We start from the raw sequence: 14226 nt of genomic DNA on the forward strand, positions 1-14226 counted from the left end.
ATAGTTTGACTACAAATAGCTATCACCGGAGGGGGGCTTGGGGACGCGCAGCCGCACCCGGGTGCCCGCTCCCGGAGCGCTCTGCACGGCCAGCCCGTAGTCCTCCCCGTACAGCTGGCGCAGCCGCACGTCGACGCCCGCCAGCCCGCCCCCCTCGTCCTCCCCGGGCGCCGCGGAGCCGCCGAGCAGGAGGCGGACCTGCTCGGCGGGCATGCCGGGGCCGTCGTCCTCCACGCTGATGTGCGCCTCGGACCCGGCGTCGGAGACCACCACGCGCACCTCGCACGAGCGGCCGGTGGCGGCCACGCCGTGCTTGACGGCGTTCTCCACCAGCGGCTGGAGGCACAGGAACGGCACCGAGAGCGAGAGCACCTCGGGCGCGACCCGCAGGGCGAAGCCGAGCCGGTCGCCGAACCTGGCACGTTCCAGGAGCAGGTAGCGGTCCACGCAGTGCAGCTCCTCGGCGAGGGTGGCAAGGTCGCGGGCCCGGCGCAGCGCGTACCGGTTGAAGTCGGCGAACTCCACCAGCAGCTCCCTGGCCCGGTCAGGGTCGGTGCGGACGAACGAGGCGATGGTGGTGAGCGCGTTGTACACGAAGTGCGGGGACATCTGGGCGCGCAGCGAACGCATCTCGACCTCCATGGCGCGCCGCCGCGAGGAGTCCAGCTCGGCCAGTTCCAGCTGGCCCGAGGCCCAGCGGGCGACCTCGGTGACGGTCCGCACCAGCCCCGCCCCCACCACGGTGTCGTACGCGGCCAGCGCCCCGACCGCCCGCCCGTCGACGGTGAGCGGCACCACGATCCCGTCCCCGGCCGCGGCGCACCCCGGTGTGTCGCAGCCGGAGGCGTCCCGGGAGACCAGGTGCGGGCGCGCCGAGGCCAGGACGGGCCGGGCGTGCTCGCGGGCGTGGTCGTACCTGCAGGCCGGTGCGCCGTCCCAGGCGAGCAGTCCCTCGGGGCCGGTGACCGCGACCGCGCCGGTGCCCAGCAGCGCGCGCAGGTGGCCGACGGCCTTGCGGGCGGAGTCACGGGTGAGGCCGGACCGCAGCGAGGGGGCCGCCATGGCCGCGATGTGCAGGGTGACGAAGGTGGCCTCCTCAGTCGGCCCGCCCGCCCGGCCCGGGGACCGCCGCCGGCGCGGGAGGACGAATCCGATGAGGACGCTCAAGGCGCAGAGAAGCACCCAGCCGGTGGTCGACATGCGGGAAACCGTAGTCAACCCGCCCCTGTGATCAGGGGCGAACGCCGATCACGGCGGGCCTTCGCCCGCTTCCTCCTGGTACGAGTACCGCTGCTCACGCCAGGGGTCGGCGATGTTGTGGTAACCGCGCTCCTCCCAGAAGCCGCGTTTGTCCTCCAGCAGGTACTCCACGGCGCGCACCCACTTGACGCTCTTCCAGGCGTACAGGTGCGGGACGACCATCCGCACCGGGAACCCCCGCTCCGGGGAGATGGGCTTCTCGTCGAGCTCCAGCGCGAACATGGTCTGGGCGCGGGTGAAGTCGCCCAGCCGCACGTTGGCGCTGTAGCCGTACTCGCCCCAGATCATGACGTGCCGCACGCCGGGTGCGGGCGGGACGAGCTCCATGAGCGTCGCCGTGGAGACCCCGCTCCACTCGTTGCCCATGATCGAGAACTTGGTGACGCAGTGGAAGTCGGCCAGGACCGTGGTGCGCGGCAGCCCGGAGAACTCCGGCCAGCTGAAGCCGTGCTGCTCCCCCGAGGCGGTCGCCCCCATGACGTGCAATCGCCAGGTCTCCGGGCGGAACGTGGGCACCCGGCCGTAGTGCATCACCGGCCGACCCCGGGGGACGTACTGCCCCGGTGGCAGGCGGGGCTCCTCGGGCGGTTCGGGCTGCTCCACCATCACTCCCCTCGCCGTTTCCCCGATGGCACGGGGTAATCCTGCCATCGAGGGTTTTCCACCGGCTCGGCGGCCACCGGATAACGCCCCCGGGACGCGGGAGCCGCCGATCCGCCCCGGGCCCGGGGCGCGGGGCGTCAGGCGTCGAGCCGGTACTCCTGCAGGGACCCGGCCAGCCGGGTGGCGAGCTCCTCGACGTCGAGCCGCCGCTCGATCTTCTTCAGGTCGGCGATCCTCGCGGCCGTCTCGGCCTTGCGGGGGGCCAGCAGCGTGCAGCAGTCCTCGTCCGGCAGCTCGGAGATCGTCAGGGTGCCGATGCGGCGGGCCTCGGCCATGATCTCGGTCTTGTCCAGGCCGATCAGGGGACGCAGGATCGGCATGTCGACCGCGTCGTCCTGGGCGGTGATGTTCTGCAGGGTCTGGGAGGAGACCTGGCCCAGGGAGTCACCGGTGACCAGGGCCCCGGCGCGCAGCCGCCGGGCGACCTCCTCGCCGGTCTTGAGCATCAGGCGGCGCTGGGTGATGACCGCCAGGCGGTCCTGGCCGGAGGCCTTGATGGACTGCTGGGCCTTGCCGAAGGGCACGACCCACAGCCGGGACCCGCCCTGGAACCTGTCCAGCGCCCGGACCAGCGCGTACGCCTTGTAGATGGACTCGGAGGTGGTGAAGGGGATGCCGGAGAAGTGCAGGAAGTCCACGCGCAGGCCGCGGCGCATCATCCGGTAGGCGGCCACCGGGGAGTCGATGCCGCCGGACATCAGGACCAGGCCCCGGCCGCTGGTGCCGACCGGCAGCCCGCCCTGGCCCGGCTGCCCGCCGGTGAAGACGAACGCCTCGTCGCGGTCGACCTCGATGGAGACCACCAGCTCGGGCCTCTTGAGGTCGACGGGCAGGCCGTAGATGTCGTTGAGCTCGCCGCCGACCGAGCGGTCCAGCTGCATCGAGGTGAGCGGGAAGCGCTTGTCGCGGCGGCGGGAGCGGACCGCGAAGGAGACGCCGCGCCTGACGTCCTCGCGGTCGGCCAGCAGCTCGATCGCGGCCTTGGTGATCGCCGAGGGGTCCTTGGCCACCCGCCAGGCGCGGTGGACCCAGACCAGCCCGGGGACGTAGGAGACGCGCTCGGCGACCGCGTCGGCGACCGCGGCGTCGCTGCCGTCGGGCAGGAAGAGCGCGATCACGCCGTGGCGCTGCCGCACGTCGACCTTGACGCCGACGTCCTTGAGGGCGGCCTTGATGTTGGCCTGCAACCTGCGCTCGAAGAGCTCGCGGTTGTTGCCCTTGAGGACGACCTCGCCCAGTTTGAGCAGAACGCAGGGCTCGCCCAAGGCGGACATGGTCATGGTGCGACCTCCGGTGGAGCTTCGAGGGGAACGGGGGTTACGGGGGGTGCGGGGGCGACGGGGATGCGGGGAAGTGCACGGGCTTCGGGACGTGCGGGGGCTCACGGGCCGGCGCGGGGCCCGGCGGGACCCACGCGACCCCGCCGGGCTCCGACGAGACCCTGCCGGGACTCACGCGGACCCCGCCGTGAGCCTCCGGGGAGGCTCGGCGGGCCCGGCCACGAGACGCCGCGTTTTTCGGGAGGTTTCAGGGGGATGGGGGAAGTTTAACGGCGAACGAACGATGGGGCTTCGTCAAGTCTCTCGCGCGTCCGCGTAAAGGCAACCTCTCGACCTTGTCACCTTAGTCGTGCCTATGACTCGTCGAGTCCTTGCTCGATGGCGTACCGGACGAGCTCCACCCGGTTGTGGAGCTGGAGCTTGTTCAGGGTGTTCTGGACGTGGTTCTGCACGGTCCGGTGGGAGAGCACCAGCCGCTCGGCGATCTGCCGGTACGACAGGCCCTTGGCGACCAGGCGGAGCACCTCGGTCTCGCGGTCGGTCAGGCGCGGGGTCGCCTCGGGCGCGGGCCGGGCGGCCAGCCTGCGGTACTCCCCCAGCACGAGCCCGGCCAGGCCGGGGGTGAACACGGCGTCGCCCTCGGCGGTACGCCGGACCGCGTCGAGGAACTCCTCCTTGCTCGCGGACTTCAGCAGGTATCCCGAGGCACCGGCCTTGACGGCCTCCAGGACGTCCTCCTGCTCGCCGCTGGCCGAGAGGACCAGCACCCGGGGCGGCGGCTGCGCGGCGGCCAGCCCCCTGGCCACCTCGACCCCGGCCAGGTCGGGCAGGCGCAGGTCCAGCACGACCAGCTCGGGCCTGACCGCAGCGGCCACCCGGAGGGCCTGGCGCCCCTCCCCGACCGTGGCCACGACCTCGTACCCGGCCTCGGCCAGGTCCCTGGCCACCCCGTCCCTCCACATCGGGTGGTCGTCCACCACCATCACGCGCATCCGCCCACCATAGAGCGCGCGACGGTACGGGGCCCCTCCGCTCCCGCCGTACGGGCCGTCCGGCCGGGGGACGGCGGGCACGGACCAGAGCACGGGTGACCGGCCGTCCGGCCCGGGACGGCGGCACGCGACCGTGTCCCGGGGCGAAGGGCGAGGGGCACGGCGCGTCGGCCGTCCGGCCGGGGGGTGACGGGCACGCGACCGCACCCCCGGACCGGAGGGACACCGGCTATCCGGCCGGGACCGACATCTCGATCTCGGTGCCCCCGCCAGGGGCGGAGATCACGGTGACCGTGCCGCCGACGTCGGCGATGCGGCCCCGGATGGACTGCGCGACACCGAGCCGGCCGTCGGCGGCGGCCTCCTCCAGGCGTCCGGGCGCGATGCCCGGCCCCTCGTCCCTGACGGTCACGGTGACCAGCCCGTCGTCGGCCTCGGCGAAGACCCACGCGGGCGCGCGTGCCCCGCAGTGCCGGGCGACGTTGTCCAGGGCGGCCCCGACGGCGGCGGAGACCTCCGTGGCGGTGGCCGCGGGCAGGGTCAGCGGGGTCGCCGGTGCCGAGACCGTGACCGTGGCCGAGCCGTACCGGTGCAGCAGGGCGCCCAGGTCGGCGGTGCCCGCGGCGGGCGGCTCGGGCCGGAGCCTGACCAGCTCGCGCAGGGCGGCCTCCTGCTCGCCCGCCAGCCTGCCCAGTTCGGCCGCCTCGCCGCCGATCTCCTGGCCCCGCCGCTGGACCAGCGCGAGCACCTGGAGCACCGAGTCGTGGATGCCGCGGGCGAGCCGTTCGCGCTCGCGGCCCGCGGCCTCCATCTCGATCGCCCGCTGCATGCGCTCCTCGGCCGTCCTGGCCAGCCGGGCGACGTGCCCGACGACCACGCCCGCGAGGAAGAGCAGGACGGTGCCGTTGATGGGCAGCGTCTCGAACCCGCCGGGGGCGGCGCGCAGCCACAGGTCGGCCGACGAGACCACCAGCGCGGCCACGGCCCCTGCGCGCCGGCCGCCGTACACGGCCCAGGCGAGCACCGCGCCGCCGATCCAGGTGCCGGTGACCGGCAGGTCACCGGGCCGGTAGGCGCCCTGTACGCCCGGGGAGGCGAGCAGGCAGCCCACGGTCACGAGCATGTCGGCGGCGAGCAGCGGCCGGCCGCGGAACTCCTCGACGGAGTAGGCGAAGATCGTCGCCGCGGTCCAGAGCGCCATGACGCCGATCACCAGCCCGCCGACGGCCGGGTGGGCGTATCCCCCCGCGCGGGCGAACAGGGCCACCGCGTACGCCAGGGAGGCGACCCGGAACACCGCGACCGCGCGCCAGAACGGCCCCTCGATTCCCGCCACCCGCCGACCATACCCTTCGCCGGAAAGGCGGTGAACTGCGCTGTTCGTCCCTGAGGCGGCGGGCATCCGGGGACGGCGCGGGACGGGCACGGGGAACGCCCGGGACGACACCGGGGTACACCGGGTGGACGCATGGGAGGGGCCCGGACGCGTACGCGTCCGGGCCCCTCCCATGGCATCGCGGGCGACGTGGGCCTTCGGCGACCGGGCCGTGGGCGGCCCGGTCGCGGGTCACCTCGGTCGCGGGCGACCCGGTCCGAACGGTCAGAGCCGAACGGTCAGGGCCGAACGGTCCGGACCGGGGTGGACCGGCCGGTGGGCCGATGCCCGGGACCCGTCGCGGGCGGCTCAGCCGAAGAAGACCTCGGCCTCCTCGTAGCGGCTGACCGGAACGGTCTTGAGCTCCTTGGTGGCCTCGTCGAGACCGACCCGCACGATGTCGGTGCCCTGCAGGGCGACCATCGTGCCGAAGTCCCCGTCCTGCACCGCGTCGATGGCCTGCAGGCCGAAGCGGGTGGCCAGCACCCGGTCGAAGGCCGTGGGCGTGCCACCGCGCTGGATGTGGCCGAGCACGGTGGTGCGGGCCTCCTTGCCGGTGCGCTTCTCGATCTCCTTGGCGAGGGTCTCGCCGATGCCGCCGAGGCGGACGTGGCCGAAGGCGTCGAGCTCGCCCGCCTGCAGCGCCATCTGGCCCTCCACCGGGTGCGCGCCCTCGGCCACCACGATGATCGGCGCGTAGCGCGTCTTGAAGCGGGACTCGACGTAGGCGCAGACCCGGTCGATGTCGAAGGGCTTCTCCGGGATCAGGATGACGTTGGCCCCACCGGCCATGCCCGCGTGCAGGGCGATCCAGCCGGCGTGACGGCCCATGACCTCGCAGATCAGCGCGCGGTGGTGGGACTCGGCCGTGGTGTGCAGGCGGTCGATCGCCTCCACGGCGATGTTGACGGCGGTGTCGAAACCGAAGGTGTAGTCGGTCGCGTTGAGGTCGTTGTCGATCGTCTTGGGCACGCCGACGACCTTCACGCCCTTGTCGAAGAGCTGCTTGGCCACCCCGAGGGTGTCCTCGCCGCCGATCGCGATCAGCGCGTCGACCCCGCCCGACGCGAGGTTCTCCTTGATCTTCTCGACGCCACCCTCGATCTTGATGGGGTTGGTCCGCGACGAGCCCAGGATCGTTCCGCCGCGCGGCAGGATCCCGCGTACGGCCTGGACGTCCAGGGGCATGGTGTCGCCCTCGAGCGGCCCGCGCCAGCCGTCGCGGAAGCCGACGAACTCGTGTCCGTGGACGGTCACGCCCTTGCGCACGACGGCGCGGATAACGGCGTTCAGGCCGGGGCAGTCGCCGCCTCCGGTGAGCACTCCGATACGCATGACATCCTCCGGTGTGGGGTGCGGGACAGGTCCGAGACGGTGGCCTGATCAGGCGGCATGGTGCGGGCGGCGACGGGTCGTGCGTCACCGCCGCAACGCATTCTGCCCTCAGAAGCCTCAGTGGTCTAGACCAAATGGTACTAGTCCTCGGGTGCCGCCTCGCGCGCCCGACAGGCGAGGACCCGGCCGAAGGCCCTCGTCCCCGCTCCCGGCGGGGGTGCACCGCCACAGGGACCGGCCGGGCCGGTCCTGGCCGTCGCCGTCATCCCCGAGCGTACGCCCGGGGCGACGAGCGCCCACGCCCGGGCGCGGTGGACGCTCACGCCCGGGCACGACGGGCGCCCCGCGCACGACCCCCGCGCGGACAGGTCCCGCGACACCTCTCGGGACGGACGGTCCTCAGGACAGCGGCAGCACGCAGGAGGGGCTGCCCACCGCGAAGACCTCCGCCGCGGCACCCGGCACGCCGCCGTCGAGCGGGAGCACGGCGACGCCGTCCGAGCGCTGGTTGGCCACGTACATGCGGCCGTCGGCGAGGGCGAAGTGCCGGGGCCAGACGCCGCCGCAGGCCACCTCCGCGACCGCCTCCAGCTCCGGCCCGGAGAAGACGGAGATCGTGTCGGGCCCGCGGTTGGCGACGTAGACGAATCCGCCGGAGACCTCCAGGTGCGAGGGCTCGTTGTGCCGTCCGGTGCCGGTGGCCGGGACGGCCCGCAGCTCGCGCCAGTCGGCGTCGTAGACGCGGACGGTGCCGTCCAGCTCCCCGGCCACGTACCAGTGGTCGCCGGACCGGGCCATGTGCCGGGGGCCCATGCCCGGGGCGAGCCGCACCGGGCCGTCCGGGTGCGGCACCACGGCCTCCCCGACCAGGTAGCGGCGGATCTCGCAGGCGCCCAGATCGCTCACGTACAGCACGCCGTCGGGGCCGAAGACGGCCTGGTGGGCGTGGGACCCCTCACGGTAGGGGAAGATCCACACCTGTTCCGGCAGGCCGGAGGCGTCCAGGCCGTGCACGCTCACCGTGCCGTCCCCGTAGTTGGCCACCGCCAGCCGGGTGCCGGTGGGGTCCACCGCCAGGTGGCAGGGGGCCGAGCCCTCGCTGGAGCGCTGCGCGAGCGGGCTGAGCACGCCGTTCTCACCCCGGCCGAACGTGGCGACCGTACCGCGCTCGGCCTCCCCGACCGCGTAGAGCACCGGCAGCTCGGGGTGGACGGCGAGGAACGAGGGGCCGGAGGCCACCGTCTCCCCCAGCCTGGCCAGGCTTCCCAGCTCGACCAGGGTGATCCCCGGCCCGGATCCCCCGGTGTCGGGGGTGTACCCGCCGATGTACGCGACCTCAGCCATCATGCTCCCGCCCCGGGCGCGGCGTCCGCGCCTCAGATCGTCATCCGTTCCCGGCCAGGTGCGAAGGTAGCGCAGCGGGCCGACACCCTGACAGGGACCCACCACGGAAAGCCCTTCCCGATTGATTGACTTCGTCAAAGAATTGGTTGACGATGTCAAGCATGGAGAGACACGTGGCGGAGATCCGCTCCTTCAACCGCTTCTACACCCGGCTCATCGGCGTGCTGGAGCAGCGGGTCCTGGGCACCCCGTACTCGCTCACCGAGATGAGGGTGCTGTTCGAGCTCGACCACCGGGGCCGGACCGAGGCGGGCGAGCTGCGCCGGCTGCTCGGGATCGACGCCGGGTACCTCAGCAGGATGCTCGGCGGGTTCGAGAGCGAGGGCCTGGTCGTGCGGAGCAGGTCGGCCACGGACGCGCGGCGGCAGGTGGTCGAGCTGACCGAGAAGGGCAGGGCGAGCTTCGCCGACTTCGACGAGCGCGCGGCCGAGGAGGTGCGCGAGCTGCTGGCCGACGTGAGCGACGAGGACCGCGAGCGGCTGGTCGCGAGCATGGCGACCATCGAGAGGATCCTCACCCGCGAGCCGGGGGCCGCCCGGTCGTACGTCATCCGCCCGCCGCGCACCGGCGACATGAGCTGGGTGGTGTACCGGCACGGCGTCCTCTACAGCCAGGAACAGGGCTGGGGCATGGACTTCGAGGCGCTGGTGGCCAGGATCACCGCCGACTACATGGACGGCTACGACCCCCGCTACGACGCGGGCTGGATCGCCGAGGTGGACGGCGAGCGTGCCGGGTGCGTGTTCTGCGCCCGCAAGGACGACGAGACCGCGCAGCTGCGGATGCTGCTCGTGGAGCCGTCCGCGCGCGGCATGGGGATCGGCACCCGGCTGGTGGACGAGTGCGTGCGCTTCGCCCGGGAGGCCGGCTACCGGCGGATGGTGCTGTGGACCAGGGACGTGCTGGTGGGGGCCAGGCGCATCTACCAGGCGGCGGGCTTCGAGCTGGTCGAGAAGCGGCCCGCCGGGGACGTCGTCGAGGAGGTCTGGGCCCGCGACCTCTGACCTGACGGCGGCACGGCCGTCCGGGCCGTTCGGTCCGTCCGACCGGACAGGCCGGCTCGGACGGACCGGCCCGGACGGGTGCGGGAGAACGGACCCGGCCGACCAGGCGCGGACGGACGATCAGCCGGACAGGCCGATGCGGGCGTGCAGGCGGCGCAGCGGTCCCGGGGCCCACCAGTTGGCCTCGCCGGCCAGGCGCATCGCGGCAGGGACCAGGACCGCGCGGATCACCGTCGCGTCCACGATGATCGCCACCGCCGTCCCCACGCCCAGCATCTGCACGAACACCACCTGCGCGGTGCCGTAGACCGCGAACGACACCGCCAGGATCCCGCCCGCCGCGGTGATGAGCGGACCTCCGTGCCGGAGCCCGGCCACCACGGCGCCCGGGGTGTCGCCGGTCAGGTCGTACTCCTCCTTGATCCGCGAGAGCAGGAAGACCTCGTAGTCCATCGAGAGCCCGTACGCGACGCAGAACATCAGGATCGGGATGCTCGGGTCGAGGGTCCCGGTGGGGGTGAAGCCGAGCGGGCCCGAGAGGTTGCCGTCCTGGTAGATCCAGACCAGGGCCCCGAACATCACCGACAGGCTGAGCAGGTTGAGCACCGTCGCCTTGAGCGGGATCAGGACGCTGCCCGTCATCAGGAACAGCACCGCGAAGGTGATCGCCAGGATCAGCGCGAGCAGCGGCGGCAGCCGGTCGACCACCGCCCGCCGGTAGTCGGCCAGCTCGGCCGGGTAGCCGCCGACCAGCACCTCGAACGGCGCCCGCAGCGCCCTGACGTCGCCGACCAGCCGGACGGGGTCGTCCTCCATCAGCTCCGCGGACGGGATCACCGACAGCCAGGTGCCCCCGGCGCCCGCGAACCGTGACGGGTCCCCCGCCGAGACCCGCGCTCCGGCCGCGTACGACCCGGCGGCGGAGTCGACCTGCGCGACGCCGGGCAGGCGGGACAGGGCGGCGGCGTAGCCGGGAACGGCGCGGGAGAGATCTCCCGACGTGCCCGCCGAGACGATCTGCAGGGCGTCGGTCTCCTCGGCCGGGAACTCGGCGCGGATCACCTCCGAGGTCTGCCTGGCGGGCGCGGACGCGGGCAGCACGCGGTCGTCGGCCACGCCGAGGCGCAGGCCGAGGAAGGGCGAGCCGAGCAGCAGCAGCACGGCCGCGGCCGCCCCGCCGTACAGGAGCGGCCTGCCCATGACGCGCGTCGCCAGTCCTGGCCAGAACGTCCCCCGCGCCCGGCCGGGGCGGCGGGGCAGCACCCGGTCGCCGACGGCGGCGAGGACGGCGGGCAGGACGAGCACGGCGCCGACCACTCCCCCGGCGACGACCGCGATCCCGGCGTAGGCGAAGGAGCGGAAGAAGTCGAAGGGCATGAGCAGCAGCACACTCAGCGAGGCGGCCACCGTCACGCCACTGAAGATCACCGTACGACCGGCCCGCTCGACGGCGCGGGCGACCGCCTCGTGCCGGTCGCGGCCGAGCGCCACCTCCTCCCGGAAGCGGGCGATCATGAACAGCGCGTAGTCGACGCCCAGCCCGAGCCCCATGGCCAGGACGAGGTTCAGCGCGAACGTCGACACGTCGGCGTACAGCAGCGGTATCCGCAGCAGCGCCAGCCCGATCACCATGGCCAGCGCGCCGAGCACGACCGCCAGCACGGCGGCGAGCAGGCGCCTGAGGTACAGCCACAGCAGCACGAGCACGAGCGGGACGACCACCAGCTCGGCCCGGACGAAGTCCTGCCGGGCCAGCGGCACGAGCTGGCGGAAGACCTCCTCCCCGCCGCCCGCCCTGACGGTGATCGCGGCGTCGCCCCGCAGGACCTCGGGAACGATCTTCGGCAGGATCTCGGAGCGGACCCGCCCGGCGTCGCCGGGGATGCGGGCGACCACGAGCGCGTGCCTGCCGTCCCGGCTGCGCATCGTGGCCGGTGCGCCCCGCGTCCAGTAGGACGCCGCCTCGGCCACGCCCTCCAGGCCGGCCAGGCGCGCGGTGAGCTCCCGTCCCGAGGCCGCGGCGGCCGGGCCGTCCACGTCGCCGTCCACGGCGGTGACGAGGAGAACCAGGTCGGCGCTCCCGGTGCCGAAGCGCTCGGCCAGCTCCACCCGCGCGCGGTCGGACTCCGAGCCGGGCGCCTCGTACCTGGCCAGGGAGAGCCCGGAGACCGTGCCCGCGGCCGGTACGCCCAGCGCGACGACGCCGAGCAGGGTGAGGACCATCACCAGGCGGCGGCGCCGTGCCAGCAGGTGGCCGAGCCGTCTCAGCGGCGGGACGGGAGGGGCCGCGGCCGGGCGCGGAACTGCTTTCATGATCATCCCCGAACTCGGTAAACTGCTCGTGTTTTTGCGGTTCGAGAGAGAAATACAAGTGAATGCTCGTATTTGTCAACGAGGGGACGGGATGACGCATGCCCGAGGAACGTCCGGCGACCGGCGCGGCGACCGGCTCCACCGGCCCGGACCGCGCGGCCACCGGCCCCGCGAACGCCCCCGCGAACGCCCCGGCGAACGGCCCCGCGAGCGGTACGACGACCGGCGACCGGCCCGGGGCTCCGCGGCGGCCGGTCAGGCGGCAGGCGCGCGGCCTCAGGCGGATGGAGGAGATCCTCGACGCCGCCGAGGAGGTGGTCGCCGAGGTCGGCTACCCCGACCTGACGACCAACGCGGTGGCCGAACGGGCGGGGATGTCCCCCGGCTCGCTGTACCAGTTCTTCCGCAACAAGGAGGAGATCCTGGACGGCCTGCTCGACCGGTTCACCGACGGGCGGAGCGCGCACTGGGAGGCCCGCCTCACCGAGGACGTCGTGCGGATGCCCGCGGCCGAGCTGATCGACCGGGTGGTGGACGAGATCGTCGCCTACAAGGCCGCCCGCCCGGCCTACTGGGCCCTGCTGCACGGCTCGGCCACCGGCGACCGGCTGGCCGAGGCGTCCGAGCGGCTCCACCGGGACGTCGCCCGGCACATCGCCGGCCTTCTCGCCATACGCGCACCCCACCTGGGCGAGGAGCGGCGCCTGACGGTCGCCACGATGATGCTGGCCACCGTCAGGGCGGTCCTGCCGCTGGTCGCGGCCGGGCCGGGGGAACGCGCCGCGGAGCTGACCGCCGAGCTCAAGACCCTGCTCACCGGTTACCTGACGGCCTCCACGGCCCCGGACCGGCCCGGCGCGGACCGGCCCCCGGCGGGCGACCCCACCCCGCCCTAATACCCTATTTGCAGATAGGTATTATGCGTTTATCGTCGGGGTGCCGTCCCCGTTCCGTACGAGCCCCCGGATGAGGCGAAGATGCGCTTGCACTGGTTCCTGCCGACCACCGGCGACGGCCACCACGTCAGGCCCGCCACGACCACCGTCGCGGCGGGAGGCGACGCGGCCAGGCCGGCGACGCTCGACTACCTCTCCCAGGTGGCCCGCGCGGCGGAGGCGGCCGGGTTCGAGTCCGCGCTGACCCCCGTCGGGGCCGGGTGCCCCGACCCGCTGGTGGCGTGCAGCGCGGTCGCGGCGCGGACCGAGCGGCTCAGGCTGCTGGTGGCCTTCAGGCCGGGCTTCACCCTGCCCACGCTCCTCGCCCAGCAGGCGCAGACCTTCCAGGAGATCAGCGGGGGACGGCTGCTGCTCAACGTGGTCACCGGCGGCGACCCGCAGGAGCAGCGCGCGTACGGCGACTTCCTCGACCACGACGCCCGCTACGAGCGCACCGGCGAGTTCATCGAGGTGCTCAGGCGCACCTGGGCGGGCGAGCCGTTCGAGCACCGCGGCGCCCACTACCGGGTCTCCGGGGGCGGGCTGGCCACGCCCCTGCTCGACACCCCCGACATCTACTTCGGCGGGGCCTCCCCCGCCGCGGAACGGGTGGCCGCCGCCGGGGCGGACGTCTACCTGATGTGGGGCGAGCCCCCGGCGATGATCGCCGAACGGGTCGCCCGGATGCGCCGGCTGGCCGCCGAGGCCGGTCGTGAGCTGCGCTTCGGCATCCGGCTCCACATCATCGCCCGCGACACCTCCGAGGAGGCGTGGGCGCACGCCCGCCGCCTGCTCGACGGCATGGACCCCGGCAGGATCGCCGCCGCACAGGCCCGGTTCGCCCGGATGGACTCCGTGGGGCAGCGTCGCATGGCCGATCTGCACGGGGGGTCGGCGGACGCGCTGGAGATCTCGCCCAACCTGTGGGCCGGGGTCGGCCTGGTCCGCGAGGGAGCCGGCACCGCGCTGGTCGGCGGCTACGACGAGGTCGCCGAGCGGATGCGCGAGTACGCCGAGCTGGGCCTGTCGGAGTTCGTGCTGTCCGGCTGGCCGCACCTGGAGGAGGCCTGGCGGGTGGGCGACTTCGTCCGTCCCCGGCTGGCGGCTCCCTCGCTCGCCGCGTGACGGCCCCCGGGACCTCCGCTTCACCGCCCCGGCGAATCCGGCCGGAACCGGCGCGGGGTCAGGGACACCACCATCCCTTCAGGCGCGACACGAACAGCCCCGAGACCGGGGCGTCGGTCAGACCGGCCGTCTCCCCGCCGCAGAAATAGGTCCTGCCACCGTCGCTGTGGACGACGTACCCCGACCAGCTTCCCGCCCTCACCTCGTACGCCCGCCTGGGAGGGGTGATGGTCCGTGACCCCGGCGCGTTCACGGAGGTCTTGGTGCCGTCCTCGAACGCGAGGATGACGGGGCTCGTCAAAGCGGTCCGGGCGTCCGCCGACACCGCGGCCGGGGCGAGGAGAAGCGCGACGGCCACTCCGAGCGCAGCGAGCATTCCAGAGGATTTCACCGTTCGATTCATCGGCGATGCCTTTCTCGTCATCGCCCGCCTCGACCGGAATACGCGGGCGCCTGACCGGATGGTGGCACGCGTGAACACGCGTCCTGTTGACCATCCCCGCCGACCACTTGCCGATTCCCGCCACGATTCCCGGTCCC

At 73.6% G+C, this 14226-nt stretch carries 12 protein-coding genes; 3 read left to right on the forward strand and 9 right to left on the reverse strand.

The genetic code is table 11. The features are described from left to right. Positions 1-9: 9 nt before the first annotated feature. The 7 genes from ACIBCT_RS27430 to ACIBCT_RS27460 form a co-directional block, all read right to left on the reverse strand. Complete coding sequence (locus ACIBCT_RS27430) at positions 10-1200, reverse strand: sensor histidine kinase (protein WP_399193291.1); 1191 nt, start codon at positions 1198-1200, stop codon at positions 10-12. Positions 1201-1248: 48 nt separating this feature from the next. Further along, on the reverse strand, positions 1249-1866 hold the full coding sequence (locus tag ACIBCT_RS27435) for a molybdopterin-dependent oxidoreductase (protein ID WP_399193293.1): 618 nt from the start codon (positions 1864-1866) through the stop codon (positions 1249-1251). Between the two features lie 134 nt (positions 1867-2000). Beyond that, positions 2001-3203 carry a tRNA uracil 4-sulfurtransferase ThiI gene (thiI, locus tag ACIBCT_RS27440; RefSeq protein ID WP_399193295.1) on the reverse strand — a complete coding sequence of 401 codons (1203 nt, stop codon included), beginning with the start codon at positions 3201-3203 and terminating at the stop codon, positions 2001-2003. Between the two features lie 353 nt (positions 3204-3556). Then, complete coding sequence (locus tag ACIBCT_RS27445; protein ID WP_399193297.1) at positions 3557-4195, reverse strand: response regulator; 639 nt, start codon at positions 4193-4195, stop codon at positions 3557-3559. 229 nt (positions 4196-4424) lie between these two features. Then, positions 4425-5531 (reverse strand): MacS family sensor histidine kinase, encoded by a 1107-nt coding sequence (gene macS, locus ACIBCT_RS27450; RefSeq protein ID WP_399193299.1) that lies wholly within the window; start codon positions 5529-5531, stop codon positions 4425-4427. A gap of 348 nt (positions 5532-5879) precedes the next feature. Beyond that, positions 5880-6905: a 6-phosphofructokinase gene (locus tag ACIBCT_RS27455; protein ID WP_399193301.1), complete on the reverse strand. Its 1026-nt coding sequence runs from the start codon at positions 6903-6905 to the stop codon at positions 5880-5882. Between the two features lie 399 nt (positions 6906-7304). Then, positions 7305-8252: a lactonase family protein gene (locus tag ACIBCT_RS27460; RefSeq protein WP_399193303.1), complete on the reverse strand. Its 948-nt coding sequence runs from the start codon at positions 8250-8252 to the stop codon at positions 7305-7307. A 158-nt stretch (positions 8253-8410) separates the two neighbouring features. On the opposite strand from ACIBCT_RS27460, the gene ACIBCT_RS27465 reads away from it, so the two are divergent. Continuing rightward, entirely contained in the window at positions 8411-9313 is a 903-nt protein-coding gene (locus ACIBCT_RS27465; RefSeq protein ID WP_399193305.1) for a GNAT family N-acetyltransferase, read from the forward strand. A gap of 120 nt (positions 9314-9433) precedes the next feature. Here ACIBCT_RS27465 and ACIBCT_RS27470 read toward each other — a convergent pair whose 3' ends face one another. Continuing rightward, positions 9434-11626 carry an MMPL family transporter gene (locus ACIBCT_RS27470; RefSeq protein WP_399193307.1) on the reverse strand — a complete coding sequence of 731 codons (2193 nt, stop codon included), beginning with the start codon at positions 11624-11626 and terminating at the stop codon, positions 9434-9436. 98 nt (positions 11627-11724) lie between these two features. Between ACIBCT_RS27470 and ACIBCT_RS27475 the strand changes: the two genes are divergently transcribed. Both ACIBCT_RS27475 and ACIBCT_RS27480 read left to right on the forward strand, forming a co-directional pair. Next, a complete protein-coding gene (locus tag ACIBCT_RS27475) occupies positions 11725-12522 on the forward strand; it encodes a TetR/AcrR family transcriptional regulator (protein WP_399193309.1) in 798 nt (265 codons plus the stop codon). 81 nt (positions 12523-12603) lie between these two features. Beyond that, positions 12604-13686, forward strand: a complete 1083-nt coding sequence (locus ACIBCT_RS27480; protein WP_399193311.1) for an LLM class flavin-dependent oxidoreductase — start codon at positions 12604-12606, stop codon at positions 13684-13686. Between the two features lie 58 nt (positions 13687-13744). Here the strand turns inward: ACIBCT_RS27480 and ACIBCT_RS27485 are convergent, their stop codons facing one another. Then, positions 13745-14062 (reverse strand): hypothetical protein, encoded by a 318-nt coding sequence (locus tag ACIBCT_RS27485; RefSeq protein ID WP_399193313.1) that lies wholly within the window; start codon positions 14060-14062, stop codon positions 13745-13747. Positions 14063-14226: the final 164 nt, after the last annotated feature.

The organism is Streptosporangium sp. NPDC050855, assembly GCF_044456585.1.
GTDB lineage: Bacteria > Actinomycetota > Actinomycetes > Streptosporangiales > Streptosporangiaceae > Streptosporangium > Streptosporangium longisporum.